The sequence below is a fragment of the Aminobacter sp. P9b genome, from assembly GCF_045345995.1.
In the GTDB taxonomy this organism is placed as follows: domain Bacteria; phylum Pseudomonadota; class Alphaproteobacteria; order Rhizobiales; family Rhizobiaceae; genus Aminobacter; species Aminobacter niigataensis.
Genome location: NZ_CP150082.1, coordinates 624,229 through 640,861 on the forward strand (window position 1 = coordinate 624,229; position 16,633 = coordinate 640,861).

Annotated in this window: 12 protein-coding genes; 5 read left to right on the forward strand and 7 right to left on the reverse strand. The window is 65.3% G+C overall.

Annotation, left to right across the window (positions count from 1 at the left end; genetic code table 11):
- Positions 1–61 precede the first annotated feature (61 nt).
- Together WHT83_RS03125 and WHT83_RS03130 are read left to right on the forward strand one after the other, a co-directional pair.
- A complete protein-coding gene (locus tag WHT83_RS03125; RefSeq protein WP_406872938.1) occupies positions 62–1,090 on the forward strand; it encodes a glycine betaine/L-proline ABC transporter ATP-binding protein in 1,029 nt (342 codons plus the stop codon).
- Positions 1,087–3,075, forward strand: coding sequence for an ABC transporter permease (locus WHT83_RS03130; RefSeq protein WP_406872939.1), 1,989 nt, complete (start codon positions 1,087–1,089; stop codon positions 3,073–3,075). The genes WHT83_RS03125 and WHT83_RS03130 overlap by 4 nt, the downstream gene beginning before the upstream one ends.
- A 42-nt stretch (positions 3,076–3,117) precedes the next feature.
- Here the strand turns inward: WHT83_RS03130 and WHT83_RS03135 are convergent, their stop codons facing one another.
- From WHT83_RS03135 to WHT83_RS03155, 5 genes are all read right to left on the reverse strand, one after another.
- Positions 3,118–3,576, reverse strand: coding sequence for a TetR/AcrR family transcriptional regulator (locus WHT83_RS03135; protein WP_406872940.1), 459 nt, complete (start codon positions 3,574–3,576; stop codon positions 3,118–3,120).
- Positions 3,573–6,716 (reverse strand): multidrug efflux RND transporter permease subunit, encoded by a 3,144-nt coding sequence (locus WHT83_RS03140; protein WP_406872941.1) that lies wholly within the window; start codon positions 6,714–6,716, stop codon positions 3,573–3,575. Before WHT83_RS03140 ends, WHT83_RS03135 begins: the two co-directional genes overlap by 4 nt.
- A gap of 12 nt (positions 6,717–6,728) precedes the next feature.
- On the reverse strand, positions 6,729–7,946 hold the full coding sequence (locus WHT83_RS03145) for an efflux RND transporter periplasmic adaptor subunit (protein WP_406872942.1): 1,218 nt from the start codon (positions 7,944–7,946) through the stop codon (positions 6,729–6,731).
- A gap of 79 nt (positions 7,947–8,025) precedes the next feature.
- Positions 8,026–8,613, reverse strand: coding sequence for a TetR/AcrR family transcriptional regulator (locus tag WHT83_RS03150; protein ID WP_406872943.1), 588 nt, complete (start codon positions 8,611–8,613; stop codon positions 8,026–8,028).
- A 527-nt stretch (positions 8,614–9,140) separates the two neighbouring features.
- On the reverse strand, positions 9,141–10,235 hold the full coding sequence (locus WHT83_RS03155; RefSeq protein ID WP_406872944.1) for a fatty acid desaturase: 1,095 nt from the start codon (positions 10,233–10,235) through the stop codon (positions 9,141–9,143).
- Between the two features lie 216 nt (positions 10,236–10,451).
- Between WHT83_RS03155 and WHT83_RS03160 the strand changes: the two genes are divergently transcribed.
- Entirely contained in the window at positions 10,452–11,717 is a 1,266-nt protein-coding gene (locus WHT83_RS03160; RefSeq protein ID WP_406872945.1) for an AGE family epimerase/isomerase, read from the forward strand.
- Positions 11,718–11,746: 29 nt separating this feature from the next.
- Here WHT83_RS03160 and WHT83_RS03165 read toward each other — a convergent pair whose 3' ends face one another.
- Positions 11,747–13,729: an acyltransferase family protein gene (locus WHT83_RS03165; protein WP_406872946.1), complete on the reverse strand. Its 1,983-nt coding sequence runs from the start codon at positions 13,727–13,729 to the stop codon at positions 11,747–11,749.
- 256 nt (positions 13,730–13,985) lie between these two features.
- Between WHT83_RS03165 and WHT83_RS03170 the strand changes: the two genes are divergently transcribed.
- Together WHT83_RS03170 and WHT83_RS03175 are read left to right on the forward strand one after the other, a co-directional pair.
- On the forward strand, positions 13,986–14,414 hold the full coding sequence (locus WHT83_RS03170; RefSeq protein WP_406872947.1) for a hypothetical protein: 429 nt from the start codon (positions 13,986–13,988) through the stop codon (positions 14,412–14,414).
- Between the two features lie 169 nt (positions 14,415–14,583).
- Positions 14,584–15,825, forward strand: coding sequence for an MFS transporter (locus WHT83_RS03175; RefSeq protein ID WP_108606335.1), 1,242 nt, complete (start codon positions 14,584–14,586; stop codon positions 15,823–15,825).
- A 76-nt stretch (positions 15,826–15,901) separates the two neighbouring features.
- Here WHT83_RS03175 and WHT83_RS03180 read toward each other — a convergent pair whose 3' ends face one another.
- Positions 15,902–16,627 (reverse strand): glutamine amidotransferase, encoded by a 726-nt coding sequence (locus WHT83_RS03180; protein ID WP_406872948.1) that lies wholly within the window; start codon positions 16,625–16,627, stop codon positions 15,902–15,904.
- Positions 16,628–16,633: the final 6 nt, after the last annotated feature.

The following is a 16,633-nucleotide window of genomic DNA, read 5'->3' on the forward strand; positions in this document are numbered from 1 at the left end:
AAGCAGGCGCCACCTCGCCCCTGCACATCCATCGGCCACCTTGGCGAGAGGCAAACTCGACATGACCGAAGCAAAAATCGCATGCCGCAATCTCTGGAAGCTCTACGGCGCCGACCCCGCCGGCTTCCTGCGCCGCCACGGCGGCAACCCCTCGATCGAAACCATCAGGGCCGAAGGTTACGTCCCCGCCGTCCGCGACGTTTCCTTTGAGGTCATGCCCGGCGAAATCCTTGTCGTCATGGGCCTGTCGGGCTCGGGCAAGTCGACCCTGCTGCGCTGCCTCGCCCGCCTGATCGAGCCGACCTCTGGCGAGGTCATGTTCGAAGGCCGCGACATCCTCGCCGCTTCCGAGCGCGAGCTGATCGAGCTTAGGCGCCACAAGATGGGCATGGTCTTCCAGCACTTCGCCCTGCTGCCCCACCGCACCGTGCTCGACAACGTCGCCTTCCCGCTCCAGGTCCGCGGCACCGATCGCCAGAAGCGCGAGGCCAGGGCCCGCGAAGTGATCGAACTCGTCGGGCTTAAGGGCCGCGAGGCCTATTATCCGCGCGAACTCTCAGGCGGCCAGCAGCAGCGTGTCGGCATCGCCCGCTCGCTCGCCGTCGGCCCCGACGTCTGGTTCCTCGACGAGCCCTTCTCGGCGCTCGACCCGCTCATTCGCCGCGAGATGCAGGACGAGTTCCTGCGCCTGCAGAAGATGCTCAACAAGACGATCGTCTTCATCACCCACGATTTCGACGAGGCGATCCGAGTCGCCGACCGCATCGCCATCATGAAGGACGGCGTCGTCGAGCAGCTCGGCACTGCGGAAGAACTGGTGACCTGCCCGGCCACGCCCTACGTCGCCGAATTCACCCGCAACGTTTCCCACGACCGCCTGCTCTCGGTGCGATCGATCATGGCGCCGGCATCCGCCCGCACGCCTGATGCGGCAGCGGTGCAGGTCGAGGCGCTTTTGGCAAGCGTCGCCCGCCAGGTGCTCTCGTCGGAACGCCCGGTCGACGTCGTCGACGACGGCGGTGCACTCGTCGGCACGCTCAGCCGCGACAGCCTGATCGATGCGCTCTACGGCAAGGAACAGTGCGCATGAATGCCGCGACCCTGACCCGCGCCACCGAGATGGAGCCGCAAAAACCCCTGGCATCTCTGGCGAAGCCGCTGCTCGTCGTGCTGCCCTTCCTCATCCTGCTGCTCGCGGCCTCGCTTCTCCCGGCCTGGGCCGTGCAGGTGCCCAAGGGTTGGACGATCCCCTTCGTCGACTGGGCGAACACGCTGATCGGACACATGCGCGACGACGCCATCTTCGGGCTGTTTTCGTTCCGTGACCTGACGCGCGGCATCGCCGAACTCATCACCTGGCCGCTGGCCTTCGTCGAAGGCTTGCTGGTTTCGGGCTTTCCGAAGATCGGCCTGGCGGCGATGCCATGGGTCATGACCGCGGGGCTGTCGGGCGTGCTCGGCTGTTATCTCAAAGACTGGCGCCTCGGCCTGCTCTCCGCCGGATGCGTCGCCTACATGGCGATCTTCGGCAAGTGGGAGCTGTCGATGATCACCCTTTCGGTGGTGCTTGTCGCGGCCCCCATCGCCGGTCTCATCGGTTTCGGCATCGGCATTCTCGCAGTGAAGAAACAGTGGTTCGAAGCGCTCATCGTGCCGCTGCTCAACGTCCTGCAGTCGCTGCCGCATTTTTCCTACCTGATCCCGATCGCTGTGTTCATCGGCGTCGGCCACAAGGCCGGCACGATCGCCACAGTCATCTTCGCCATTCCGCCCATGGCGCGGCTCACCATCCTTGGCCTCAAAGGTGTCGCCGAAGAGGTTCGCGAGGCCGGCAAGATGGCCGGCTGCACGCGTTTCCAGACACTGTGGATGGTCGAAATCCCCTCTGCCCGCCAGCCGCTGCTGGTCGGCGTCAACCAGGTCATCATGCAGTGCCTGGCGATGGTGGTCATCGCCTCCTTCGTCGGCGCCCGCGGCCTCGGACACGACCTCCTGTTCCGGCTCCAGGCGCTGAAGATCGGCCAGGCGCTGGAAAGCGGCGTGGCCATCGTTTTGATGGCGATCACGCTCGACCAGCTGAGCCGGGCCGCCGCCTACAAGGAGCCATCCCGCAGAGAGGACGACGCCACCTTCCTGCAGCGTTACCCGTTCCTCGGCGCATCGGCACTGGTCGTCGTCGGTTCGCTCATGCTGGCCTCGATCACGCCCTATGCCCAGGCCTGGCCTGCGGATCTCGCTCTCAGCACCGCACCCTTCTGGGACGCGCTGGTCGACTGGGTCACCGTTACCTTCTACGAGCCGCTGCAATATGTCCGCAACGCCATGCTGCTCTATGTGCTGATCCCCGTGCGAGACCTGTTCCAGAGCATTCCCTGGACGGCGATGGTCGCGCTCGTCGCAGCTGCAGGCTGGTCGCTCGGCGGCCTGCGGCTTGCGCTCACCGTTTCCGGCTTCGTGCTCTTCATCGCCTTCGCCGGCTACTGGGAGCGGTCGCTGATCACCGCCTACATGGTGACGGTCGCCGTGCTGATCTGCATCCTGGTCGGCCTGCCGATCGGCATCTGGGCATCGCGCAGCGAGCGCCGCACCAGCATCGTCAAACTGCTGTGCGACACCTTCCAGACCTTCCCGTCCTTCATCTACCTGATCCCCGTCATCATGCTGTTCAAGGTCGGCGACGTCGCGGCGATTTCGGCGATCATCATCTACGCCATGATCCCGATCGTCCGTTACACCATCTTCGGGCTACGCAACGTGCCGTCCGAAATCGTCGAGGCCGGCATCACTTCGGGCTGTACCAGGCGTCAGCTGCTGTGGAACATCCGCATGCCGCTCGCCTTCCCCGAGATCATGCTCGGCATCAACCAGACGATCATGTTCGCGCTGTTCATGGTCATCATCGCCGCATTCATCGGCACCAAGGACATCGGCCAGGAGATCTTCAAGGCGCTGACCTTCAACGATGCCGGCAAGGGTCTGGTGCTCGGCTTGTGCGTCGCCTTCATGGGCCTCACCGCCGACCAGCTGATCACCGCCTGGGCGACCCGGCGGAAGCAGCGGCTCGGCCTGGCCTAGAAACGTGCCCGGCGGGCGTTTGCGCCTCCGCCGGGCATCGCCTCAACGCTCGCGCAGCACAAGCCGATTGGCAAAGCCGCACGTCAATGCCAGCTGCGTCGTCCGCTGCCCGCTGCCCGCAGGCCCCTTGCACCGGATGTCGAACCTCGAGTTGATCGTCTCGAGCAGCGCCGTGTCTTCGGCCGCCGCGACCAATGCCGCGACAGCCAGGGGGTCGACGTCAGTGAGCCCGTCGCCGCCCCGTTCCCTCAGGCTCCCGTCACCGGCTGCATCGGCATAATGCTTCAGCATCGCCCGGATCAGGTCGCCCTTGGTCGAGAAGTGATGGAGCAGCCCGCCCTTGCTGATGCCGGCCTGTCGGGCAACGGCATCCAGGGTGACCTTGCCGAAGCCGTTTTCCAGCGCGACGCAAACGGCCGCATGAAACAGGCGCTCCTTCTGTTCGAGGCGGCGCTCAAGCGCCGTCCGGCTGTTCGCCGGCTGGCTTGCGGAACCGTTCATTCCGCCGGAACCTGAGCCTCGGACGCATCCGCGCCTTCCCGCGTTTCCGCCTTCCCACGCCGCGTCAGCTTCATGACGGCGACGAAGAAGACCGGCACGAAGAACACGGCAAGCACGGTCGCCGAGATCATGCCGCCCAGCACGCCCGTACCGATGGCGTTCTGGCTGGCGGCACTGGCGCCGGTGGCGATGGCCATCGGCACGACGCCCAGGCTGAAGGCCAGCGACGTCATGATGATCGGCCGGAAGCGCAGCTTGGCCGCCTCCACCGTCGCATCGAGCAGCGACATGCCTTCCTTTCGCAGATCCTTGGCGAACTCGATGATCAGGATCGCGTTCTTGGCCGACAGCCCGATGATGGCGATCAGGCCGACCTTGAAGTAGACGTCGTTCGGCATGCCCATGACCATCACCGCCAACACCGAGCCCAGCACGCCCAGCGGCACGACGAGGATCACCGACACCGGGATCGTCCAGCTCTCATAGAGTGCCGCCAGGAGCAGGAACACGAACAGGATGCTGAGCACGATCAGGGCCGGCGCCTGCGAGCCGGACTGGATTTCCTGCAGTGACTGCCCGGTCCATTCATAGCCGAAGCCGGCCGGCAGCTGGTCCGCAAGGCGCTCCATCTCGGTGATCGCCGCACCCGAGGAATGTCCCGGTGCCGCCTGGCCGCTGATGCGCACCGCCGGATAGCCGTTGTAGCCGACGACCTGTGCCGCGCCCTTCTGCCATTCGACGCTGGCAAAGGAGGACAGCGGCACCATGCCGCCATGGGCGTTGCGCACGTTGAGGTTCAGCAGGTCCTCGGTCTGCATGCGCCGCCCAGCATCCGACTGCACCGTCACGCGCTGCATCCTGCCGGCATTCGGGAAGTCGTTGACATAGGCCGAGCCCAGGTTGGCCGAGATCGTCGAATTGATGTCGGCGAAGGTGACGCCGAACGTGTTCGCCTTCTCGCGGTCGATCAACAGGTTGGCCTGTGCGGCATCGGGCATGCCTTCGATGCGCAGGCCGGTGATGACCTCGCTCTTCGCCGCAGCCGCCATCAACTGGTCGCGCGCAGCGGCAAGCGCCACCTGTCCGCGGCCCGACCGGTCCTGCAAGCGGAACGTGAAGCCGTTGGAGGTGCCGAGGCCCTGGATCGGTGGCGGCGACAGCGCGAACGACACGGCATCCTTCATCTGGAACAGCGCCCGGTTCGCGCGGCCGGCGATGGCGGCGGCCGAGTTGTCGTCGTCTCGCTCGCTCCAGTCGTCCAGCGTCACGAAGGCCAGGCCGGCGTTCTGGCCGGCGCCCGAGAAGCTGAAGCCGTTGACCACCACCATGCGGTCAACCGCCTCCTCGCCCATGAAGATCGACTCGACATTCTCGGCGATCGCCCGGGTGCGGTTGCTGCTCGATTCCGGCGGGCCCTGGATGTCGACGATCAGGAAGCCCTGGTCTTCGTTGGGCAGGAATGACGTCGGCAGCTGGATGAACGACCAGCCGAGGCCCACCAGCAGCGCCAGGTAGATGACCATGAAGCGGCCTGTGCGCTTGACGATCCATCCGACGCTGGAGGTGTAGCTGCGCGTCGTCCGATCGAAGCCGCGGTTGAACCAGCCGAAGAAGCCCTTCTTCTCGTGATGGCCCTTGGCGACCGGCTTCAGGAAGCTGGCGCAGAGCGCCGGCGTGAGCGACAGCGCCAGGAAACCCGAGAACAGGATCGACACCACCATCGTCAGGCTGAACTGCCGGTAGATGACGCCGACGGCCCCCGGGAAGAACGCCATCGGCACGAACACCGCCGTAAGCACCAGCGTGATGCCGATGATCGCGCCGGAGATCTGCTTCATCGCCTTGCGTGTCGCCTCCCGTGGCGACAGCCCCTCTTCGGCCATGATGCGCTCGACATTCTCGACCACGACGATGGCATCGTCGACCAGGATGCCGATCGCCAGCACCATCGCAAACATCGTCAGCACGTTGATCGAGAAGCCCGTAGCCAGCATCACCGCGCAGGTGCCGAGAAGCGCCACCGGAACCACTAGGGTCGGGATGACCGTGTAGCGGAAATTCTGCAGGAACAGGAACATCACCGCGAAGACGAGCAGGATCGCTTCGACGAGGGTCGTGATCACCTTCTCGATCGAAACCTTCACGAACGGCGAGGTGTCGTAAGGGATCGCGTATTCCAGGCCCTCGGGGAAGTAGCGCGAGAGCTCCTCCATCTGCGCCCGGACCGCTTCCGACGTCGCCAGTGCATTGCCCGTGGGCGACAGCTGCACGGCGATCGCCGCGCTCGGATTGCCGTTCAATCTGGTCGAGAAGTTATAGTTTTCTGCGCCGACCTCGATGCGCGCCACGTCGGACAGCCGTACCGACGATCCGTCGGGATTGGCGCGCAGCACGATCGAGCCGAACTCTTCGGCGGAGGTGAGCTGGCCCTTCACCAGCACGGTGGCCGATATCTGTTGCGTGATCGGGTTGGGGTCGGCCCCGATGCGCCCGGCGGCAACCTGCGCGTTCTGGGACCGGATCGCGTTGGTGATGTCGTCTGACGTCAGGTTCAGGCCGACCATCTTGTCGGGATCAATCCAGATGCGCATGGCGCGCTGCGTCGCAAACAGCTGCGCCCGGCCGACGCCGTCGATGCGGCGGATTTCGCTGAGCACGTTGCGGCTCAGATAGTCGCCGAGGCCGACGACGTCGAGCGAGCCGTCCGTCGACGTCAGCGCCACCATCATCAGGAAGCCGCTTCCGGCCTCCTCGATGCGGATACCAACCTGCTTGACGACCTGGGGCAGCCGCGGTTCGACGCGGCGAACCGCGTTCTGGATGTCGATCGAGGCCTGGCCGCTGTCGGTGCCCGGCGCAAAGGTCGCGGTGATGCTGACCATGCCGGAGGAGTCAGACGTCGATTCGAAATAGAGCAGGCCTGGGACGCCGTTCAGTTCTTCCTCGATCGGCCGGGTGACGCTCTGGTAGATGTCTTCGGGCGCGGCACCGGCATAGGTGGCGCTGATCGAGACCTGTGGCGGCGCCACGTTCGGATATTGCGCGACCGGCAGGAACGGGATGGCGATGGCGCCGGCGAGCATGATGAAGATCGCCACGACCCATGCGAAGATGGGTCGATCGATGAAAAACTGGGGCATCTCTGATGATCCTTAGCCGGCCTTGGGCTCGCTGGCGGGCGTAGCCGCGCCGCTGCTGCCGGTTGCTGACGTCTTGTCCTTGGGCTTCCAAGCCTGGGCGGCGACCGCAGCGCCGGGCCTGACCTTCTGGAACCCTTCAACGACGACCTTGTCGCCCGCCTTGAGGCCTTCTTCGACGACCCAGCGGTCGCCGACCACGCGTCCGACCCGGACCGGGCGAAGCTCGGCCACGTTCTTGTCGTTGACCACATAGACCTGCGAGCCGCCCCCCGAATCGCGCTGGATCGCCTGCTGCGGGACTGCGACGGCGTTCTGCTGGATGCCCTGCTCGATCAGCACGCGCACATACATGCCCGGCAGCAGGTCGCCCTCGGGGTTGGGGAACTCACCGCGAAGCGTCACCTGCCCGGTCGTGGCGTCGACCGCGGCTTCCAGGAACAGGAGCTTGCCCGGATGCGCATATTCACTGCCGTCGTCGAGCCTAAGCATGACGCGTGCCGCGCCTTCTTCGGCATTCGTCAGCGCGCCGTTTTCAAGCGCGCGCCGCAGCCTGAGAAGCTCGTTCGCCGACTGGGTGAAATCGGCATAGACCGGGTCGATCTGCTGGATTGTCGCCAGGCTTTCGGGGCCATTGGCGCTGACCAGCGCCCCCTCGGTGACCATGGCGCGACCGATGCGTCCGGAGATCGGCGCCGTGATTTCGGCATAGTCGAGATTAAGCTGCGCCGTCGCAAGCCCGGCGGTGGCGATCGCCACGTCGGCATCGGCCTGCGCAAGGGCGGCAACGGCGTTGTCGAGCTGCTGGCCGCTGGAGACGTTGCGCTCGCGCAGTTCGCTCTGGCGCTGGGACTGCTGGCGTGCCTGCAGCTGGACCGCCTGCGCACGCTGCAGTGTCGCTTCGGCGCTCGCCACCTGCGCCTGGAACAGCGCCGGGTCGATGCGGTAGAGCACGTCGCCCTCCTTCACCAGGCTGCCCTGTTCGAAGACGCGTTCCAGCACGATGCCCGAGACGCGCGGCCGCACCTCGGCGATGCGGGTCGGGGCAATGCGCCCGGGCAACTCGTTCAGGATGGGCAGCGCTTCGGGCACCACCTCGATCACGCTCACCGGCGATGGCGGGGGTGCCGACGGTTTTGCCTCGGCTGAACCGTTGGCATCGCTGCATCCGGAGACGAGTGCGAGCAGGCCGACGGCCGCGGCAAGTTTGAGCGGCAAAGCGGGTATACGCATGGGAAAATCCAGAAAAGGTTGACGATGGCCGGAACGGCGAGTGATGGCTGTGATGATGGGGTGGTGTGATGGCGGGCGATCAATCGCCTGACGGAGGTCTGGGCGCTTGGGAACTCAGATGCTCGGCGTTGATCAGCCAGCCTATGTCGCGCAGGATGTCCGCGCGTTCGGCATCCGACCAGGGATGCAGATTATGCATTTCGAGGCGCTTGAGGCCTTCGAGTGCCAGAAGCGCAAGAATGGCGCCGCGCGGGTTGTCCGCGGTTTCCGTGACCGAGGCGATCATCCGTGCATAGACCGCTTCGATGATGCCGCGCGATTCGGCGTCCTGGGCGAGAGCGGAAACCAGATTTACCGCCACGGCGCGGGCATGGTCGCGCGGTCGCTCGGCCGCCGCCGCGACGAGGCCGTTGATCGCCGGGCTCGGAACCGGTCCAAGTTCGACCGTCGCCGCCTGGACCCGCTGTTCCTCGTTCTCGACGCGCCGCCGTATGACGGCATTGATGAGCTGCTGCTTGGATTTATAGTCGTAGACGACGCTGGCCTTGCTGATCCCGGCCTCGGTCGCGACTGCGTCCAGCGTCAGGTGTGCAGCGCCATCGCGCACGACCACGAGTTCCGCCGCATCCAGAATGTCGCTCTGCTCGATTACCCTGGGACGGGCCATATGTTCACGCCTGCACTGCTTGCAACAATTACCGAACGGTTGGTCGGTAACGGATAATAGGTGCGGTGCAGCGATAACTTCAATTCACCAATACGTGTACCGGAGCGGTCACGCCCCTTACCCTGCCATGTTCGCAGATACTCGTGTGGCATCGATTTGCCGGCAGGCTCAGCCTCGGCGGAGCCCCGACGCCCCGTCCGTCTGCCATGAAGCTTTCCTTCAACGGGAAGCCCCGAAAGCGGGCATTACACGCCTCTTTCAGTATGCGCCGGCTCAGCATCGATAGTCGAAGAAGGCGCGGGAAAGGGCCGTCTCGCAGTCCCTGCCCGCAGCCTTGTTTGCGCCTGGAAATGCGAGGTCAGGCTGACCCAGAGCCGGCGGCCTTCCATCACGGCATTGTGTTCCGCCGTTTCGACCGTCCAGCAGGCTGGCAGGCGCGCGATCCGAGGCGACCTCGCCGAGGCGCGCGGCGAGACCGCCGCGCTCTGGCGCAGTCGGTTGTCGCAGAGATGGAAGCTATTGCTTGGCTACGCCCGCACGTCGGCGAACGTCACCAGCCGGCGGCGGTCTTCGCACCAGAGCGCGAGGTTGATGCAGGCAACGCTCTTCCAGAAGGTCAGCTTGACGCTCTGGCTGGCGTCGCGCAGTTCCGCGTTGCTGTCGAAGCAGGCCTGCAGGCGATAGAACGGCACGCGGCTGCACAAATGGTGGATGTGATGCAGGCCGATCGAGCCGGTGATCCACTGGGCCACAGCGGGCAAGGCATACCAAGAGCTGCCGCCGAAGGCAGCGACATGCAGGTCCCAGGCCTCGCCGGCATCCCAGCGCGTCTCTTCGAACTGATGCTGGACGTAGAACAGCCAGCCGCCGGCCCAGGCACCCATCACCACGACAGGCAGGACCGCCAGCATCACCGCCCAGCCGGCCAGGAGAACGAGCCCGCCATAGACAAGCACCAACGCCACATTGAGGCCGCCGGCGCTACGCCATGCCTCGACGCGCGGAATGGCATCGTTGTAGGGCAGCCGGTGCATGATCAGGAAGTAGATCGGCACGCCGATCACGATCAGGATGATCGGATTGCGATAGATGCGGTACATCAGCCGCTGGCCGGTGGTCATCGCCTCGTATTCGGCAACCGTGCGGGTATCGATATCGCCGATGCCGCGCTTGTCGAGATTGCCCGACGAGCCGTGATGGACGGCATGGGCCTTCTGCCACAGCGTATAAGGCGTGAAGGTGAAGACGCTCAGCACCCGCCCGATGATGCGGTTTGCCTCGCGCGAACTGGTGAACGAGCCGTGGCCGCAATCGTGCTGGATCGCAAACAGCCGGACCAGGAAGGCCGCACATACCGGCGCCAGCAGCGCCAGCAGCAGCCAGCGCCAGGCGCCGAGCAGCGGCTCGGCATAGGCGGCGAGCCAGACAAGTACCGTCCCCATCGCCAGGAATGGCACCAGCGTCACAGCCAGTTCGAACGCCGCGCGGCGGTCGTCGGGATCGCGGAAGCGATTGCAATGCGATGCAAGCCGGCGAACAAGGGCCTTTTCGGCCGCGTGTTCACTTGCAGCCACAGCCCCGGTGGGCTGGCCGTCCGCCTTGGACGACATCAATTTCGTCATTTAGTCCCCGAAATCTCGCTGCCAACTCGGTCAAGCGCGCCATTTGTCCATAATGCGCGGCAAGCGCCGTGACTAGTGGGTCCACCGTGGCATATTGGCTAAATACAGTGCTGTTGCACCGCTGCACGTAAATCATGGCGTTTTCCTGTTGAGTGCGGCGGCCATTACGTCTTAGGTCGCGGAAATCACGCCATCGGCTGCAGGGGAACGTCATCCATGACTTCTTTGGAAATTTCCACCGGCTCGGCCAGATGGACCACGCTCGCCAGCCACCGCCTGTGGCTCCTGCAACAGGCCGACGCGCTGTTCTCCTTCTTCGAGCGCGAAAGCCTCAATCCGCTCGGCGGTTTCCACGACCTCGACGACCAGGGCCGCCCGCTGGCGCCAGGCGCCGTGCCGGGCAACTTCGCTGGCCGCCAGATCCATGTCACCACGCGCATGGTGCATTGCTTTTCGATCGCCCATTTGCTCGGCCGGCCGGGCGCCGACACACTTGTCGACCACGGCATGGAGTTTCTCTGGAACGGCCATCGCGACACCGCCAATGGCGGCTATTTCTGGGGCGTCGGCTATGACGGCCCGACCAACGACACCAAGCAGGCCTATGGCCACGCCTTCGTGCTGCTTGCCGCCGCGAGCGCCAAGGTCGCCGGCCACCCCGATGCCGACCGCCTGCTGACCGACATCTCGACCGTCCTGTCCGAAAAATTCTGGGAAGACAGCCACGGCGCCGTGGCCGAAGAATTCACCCGCGACTGGAAACCTTTCGACAGCTATCGCGGCCAGAACTCCAACATGCACCTGACCGAGGCGCTGATGGCCGCCTTCGAGGCGACCGGCGACAGTACTTACCTCACCATGGCCGAGCGCATCGCCGATCTGGTCATCCGCCGCCATTCGGCCGCAGCAGGCTGGCGTCTGCCCGAGCACTTCACGTCCGACTGGAAGCTCGACCGCGACTACTCCGGCGACCCGATGTTCCGCCCTTACGGCACCACGCCGGGCCATTCGCTGGAATGGGCACGGCTTTTGCTGCAGCTCTGGGAACTCGGCGGCCGCAAGCTCGACTGGTTGCCGGATGCGGCCAGGAACCTGTTCGGCCAGGCAACGGCGGATGGTTGGGACACCGCCAGGGGCGGCTTCTACTACACGCTCGAATGGGACGGCTCTGCCCGCATCAGGGATCGCTACTGGTGGCCGTGCTGCGAGGCCATCGGCGCCGCCAGCGTGCTCAACGCCATCGATGGCAATCAGGCCTACGAGGACTGGTATCGCCGCATCTGGAGCTTCTGCGCCACCCGCTTCATCGACCGCCGCAACGGCGGCTGGCACGCCCAGCTCGACCACGAGCTCAAGCCCAATGCCGGCCCCTTCTATGGCAAGCCCGATATCTACCACGCGCTCCAGGCCTGCCTGATCCCGCTATTGCCGACCACCGGCAGCATCACCCGCGGCCTCAGCACGGTCAGCATCCAGCTCTAGCAATTCGGACGCGCGGTTGACGGCGACGCTCACGGCCAACGCGCCGCAACCTGGTTGCCGAAGATCGCGCGCTGCATGGAGCCTGCCAGCGTCGCCGCGTAGGGTGTGGCGATGTGGTGCCGGTCGCGGAACGTCAGCTTGCCGCCGATCATCGCCGGGCATGTCGTCTCGTTGCAGAACAGTTCGGTGAGGTCGACATATCTCACACCAGGCAGTCTTGACGTCGCGGCCTGTTCGGTCTCCGACACCCGCTCGTCGATCGCCTGGTTTCGCGGCGTATCGCACACCGCGGCACTCCGGCCCTGCCACAATGAACGGGCGACGCAGCGATCAAGATACGACTTGTGCACCGGAACGTCCCTGAGCAGCACAACCTCGGCGCCTGTCTCGCTCAGCGCTGCCAGTGAGGTCCTCAGGCCATTGGCCCAGACGTCGCGCGTGACCAGGTGATCCAGGTCGCCATTCACGTCGTTCTCGACATAGCTGTACGAAAACTGCGCAACGATCACGGCGTCGGGTTTCAGATCGGCGATTTCCTTCATCGCCGATTTCCGCCACGCATCGCATTCCCCATAAGCCCGCATCAGGCGCACGTTCCAGGTCGGCACCGCGGCGACCGAACAGGAGGATTTCAGGTAAGTCACCACGCGCCAGTTGTTCGCCTCGGCGATCTTCGCCAGCGGCGTCGACCAGTGGTCGGCGTGTGAATCGCCGAAAAGCACGATCGTCTTTCGCGGCTGCGATGCCCCGAGGCTGCAGCTGCGCGGCTCGGTCTGCTCCAGGCTGGCGACGCAAGCGGTGTCGATCTGGCGCGCCGACGACGAGCGCGCGGCACTTTCCGCGATGAGCCTCTGGTCTGGATCGACGCTTCGAGCCGCCAGTTGGGCAGTGCCATAGGACAACGTTACGCCAAGCGACGTCAGCAGGACTGCAAGCCCCAGCGAGCGCGCCGAACCGGCCGAAAGCCAGCCGCTCAGCCGCACCGGATTCTCGACGAAACGATAGCTGAGAACGGACAAGCCAACCGTCACCAGCAGGCAGGCCAGCCGGCCGCCGAGCGTAAGGTCGGGCCACAGGATTGTCGCATAGACGATCACCGGCCAGTGCCAAAGGTAGAGCGAATAGGAGAGCTTGCCGGTCCACTGGAAGGGCGCAAGCGACAGCAGCGCCGCCGGCCCGGCGGCGCTTTGGCGCGCGCCCGAAAGCAGCAGCATGGCCGTGCCGATCACCGGCAGCAGTGCAAGGAAGCCCGGGAATGGATCGGCTTCCGAGACAGTCAGATAGGTTGCCCCGATCAGCGCGAGGCCGGCCCAGCCCATGACAGGCGCGAAGCGGAAGCCCGACGCCCAGCGCTCGGCGACCGTTAGCGACACCAGCCCGCCGACGGCGAATTCCCAGGCCCGCAACGGCGAGAAATAGAAGGCCCAGGGTTGCGAAACCGTGGTCATCCAGGCGCAGGCGGCAAACGACGCCACCGCCGCGACGCCGAGGAAAACGGCCACGCCCCTTTCGCCCGGCCGGAACCGCGCCACCAGCAGCAGGAACGCCGGCCACAGCAGGTAGAATTGTTCCTCGACCGACAACGACCAGAAATGCAGGAACGGGTTGTTCGCCGTGTCGGCCGCGAAATAGTCGAACGACCACCTGAGCAGCCAGAGATTGATGACGTAGCTCGAGGCAAACAGCGCCCCCTTGGCGTAGAGCTGCTGCTCCGACGGTGCCAGGATGAAATAGCCCACCACCAGCGTAGCCACGATCACCAGCAGCGATGCCGGCAGCAGCCGGCGCGCGCGGCGTCCGTAGAAGCGCCAGAGGTCGACAGTGCCGCTGCGGCCGATCTCCTGCATCAGGTGCCTGGTGATCAGGAAACCCGAGATGACGAAGAAGATATCGACGCCGATGAAGCCGCCGGGCAGGTTCGACATGCCGAAATGGAACGCCACCACGCCGCCCACGGCGATGGCGCGCAGGCCCTCGATGTCGGGCCGGAACGTCGACGCGGCTGCGCTCATGAGTTGGCGGGGATGAGGCTGCTGGACATGCGGGCAGGATCGGCGACGCAGTCCGGCAGGACAACTCAAACTATGTTGCAATGCAATATGATCGCTTCGGCACGATCTGCCGCAACGCCATGGAAACGAACGCGCTGCGGCGCCTGCCGCCCATAACATCGAGCCTGACTTTTCTTGCCGGGCCTCTTTGGACGGAACCGATACCGCTCCGGCCGGTTAACCCGGCGCGAAGGGGTGAAAATCGAAGAGGTAGAAGATGAGACATTCACTCGCCATCGCGGTCCTGCTTGCGTCCACCGCTCTCGCAACGCCCGCCTTTGCCGGTGGCGCGGCCAGCACGGAAGCCCGCTCCGTGGACACCTCCACCACGGCGAGCACCGGCGCCAAGGCTGATCTCGGCACAGTCCTGTCGGCCATCCAGGCCAGCAAGAACACCGCGACCGCCATCCAGGCCATGACCACGGTCGGCGCGGTCAACATCGTCAAGCTGTTGCCCACCGGCGACGACAAGCAGGCGCTGGACAAGGCCGTCGGCGACAATCAGGCCGACATCACCGGCGTGCAGGCTGCGATCATGGCCAACAAAGCGCTCAAGACGAAGCTCGACGCCGAAACGGTCGACACCTCGGCCATCGTCGCAGCCAGCATCGAGGCCGACGGCTCGGTCACGGTCTTTGTGAGATAGCCTCACATCGGCCGCGCAGCGTGGTCCGGCGGCTTGAAGCGCCGGACCACGCTGGCACCCTTGCCGAAAAGCTTGATCCAGCGGCACAATATCGCCCGCCCGGCGCCGATCTGCGCTATGGCACCTCCGCCGGGGCGATCTGACCCGGCGTCGAAACCCGCCGGACCACATGACAGCCCATCCCGCAACCGCGCCAGAACAACGCTTCGCCGCATTTCGCCATAGCGCGTTCTCGCGTTTCTGGATCGCGCGTTTCCTCGCCACCTTCTCCACCCAGATCGTCTCCGTCGGCGTCGGCTGGCAGATCTACGACCTGACGCGAAATCCCTTCGACCTCGGCCTCGTCGGCGTCATCCAGTTCGCGCCGGCCTTGCTGCTGGTGCTCGTCACTGGCGTCGTCGCCGACCGCTTCGGCCGCCGGCTCATCATGGCGCTGGCAGCGCTTGTCGAGACAGCGTGCGCAGCAACCCTCCTGCTCCTCACCTTCCACGGACTTGCCGGTCCGCTGCCGATCTTCGCCGTGCTCGCCGTCTTCGGCATTGCCCGCGCCTTTTTCGGCCCTGCGTCGGCCTCGCTGGTCGCCAACCTGGTTCCGGCCGAGGATTTCGCCAACGCGGTCGCCTGGAACTCGTCCGCCTGGCAGACCGCCACCATCGTCGGGCCGGTCGCGGGCGGCCTGCTCTATGGCGTCTCGCCCGAAGCGGCCTATGGCGCGGCCACCGCGATCATGCTCGCCTCGGCGGTGCTGATCTTTTCGATCCCGAAGCCGGCACAGCGCAGCGAAACGGACGCGTCGACCGCCGAAACTCTATTCGCCGGTTTCCGCTACATCTGGGGTGAAAAGATCGTGCTCGGCGCCATCTCGCTCGACCTGTTCGCCGTGCTTCTGTCGGGCGCCGTCGCGCTCCTGCCGGTCTATGCGCGCGACATCCTCGAACTCGGGCCATGGGGCCTTGGCATGCTGCGCGCCGCTCCCGGCGTCGGCGCCATCGTCGTTGCCGTCTGGCTTGCCGGCCATCCGATCCGCGACCATGCCGGCCTCGTGATGTTCGTTTTCGTCGCCTTGTTCGGCGTGGTCACGGCAATATTCGGCGTCTCGACCATTCCCTGGCTGTCGATCACCGCCCTTGCCCTGATCGGCGCCACCGACATGGTCAGCGTCTACATCCGCGAGACGCTGATTCAGCTGTGGACGCCGGATCGTGTCCGCGGCCGCGTCAACGCCGTCAACGGCGTCTTCGTCGGCGCCTCGAACGAACTCGGCGAATTCCGCGCCGGTACCATGGCCGCCCTGATCGGAACCGTGCCGGCCGTCGTTTTCGGCGGCATCGGCGCCGTTGCCGTCGCCGGCATCTGGGCCTGGACCTTCCCGCAGCTGCGCAAGGTCAGGCGCCTCGATGGAAGGGTGTGACGGGACGCGGTAGGGGAATAGGGCAGTATCTATCCGAGGAGCCCTTACTCCCTTACTCCCTTACTCCCTTACTCCCTTACTCCCTTACTCCCTTACTGCCTTCCCCCTGGCCAAATATCGTAACCAGAAACTCGTCGAGCCAGCGCTTGAGGTGCATGTCCCAGATCAGCCGGCCACCGAGATGGTCGCGTCCGGGCTGTGCGCCGGGCAGAACGAAGCGTTCGGCCCCACGCACCACCCAGCGTTGCATCATCACGCGCGTCAGCTCGGCGTGGAACTGGATGCCCCAGGCATTGTCGCCATAACGGAAAGCCTGGTTGGGATACGTGTCCGAAGAAGCCAGCAGAACGGCGTCTTTCGGGAGAGAAAAGCCCTCGCGATGGAACTGGTAGACCATTTCGGGCCAGTGCATCAGCTTGCGGCCCTCCTCGGTCGCCTTGATCGGATACCAGCCGATCTCCACCAGCCCGTCGCCATGGCCCTCGACCTTGCCGCCGAGATGGTTGACCAGCATCTGTGCGCCAAGGCAGATGCCGAGGAACGGCCGGTTCTCCTTGAGCGGCACGGTCAGCCAGTCGGTCTCGCGGCGCACGAATTCATCGTGATCGTTGGCGCTCATCGGCCCGCCGAACACCACCGCACCGGCGTGTCCAGCAAGGGTCTCGGGCAGGTTGTCGCCCAGCGGTGGCCGGCGGATATCGAGATCGAAACCGTTCTCGATCAGCACATGGCCGACACGGCCGGCGCTGGAATGCTCCTGATGCAGGACAACCAGGATCTTCGCTCTCGCCTTGCCCGGCATCGAGCG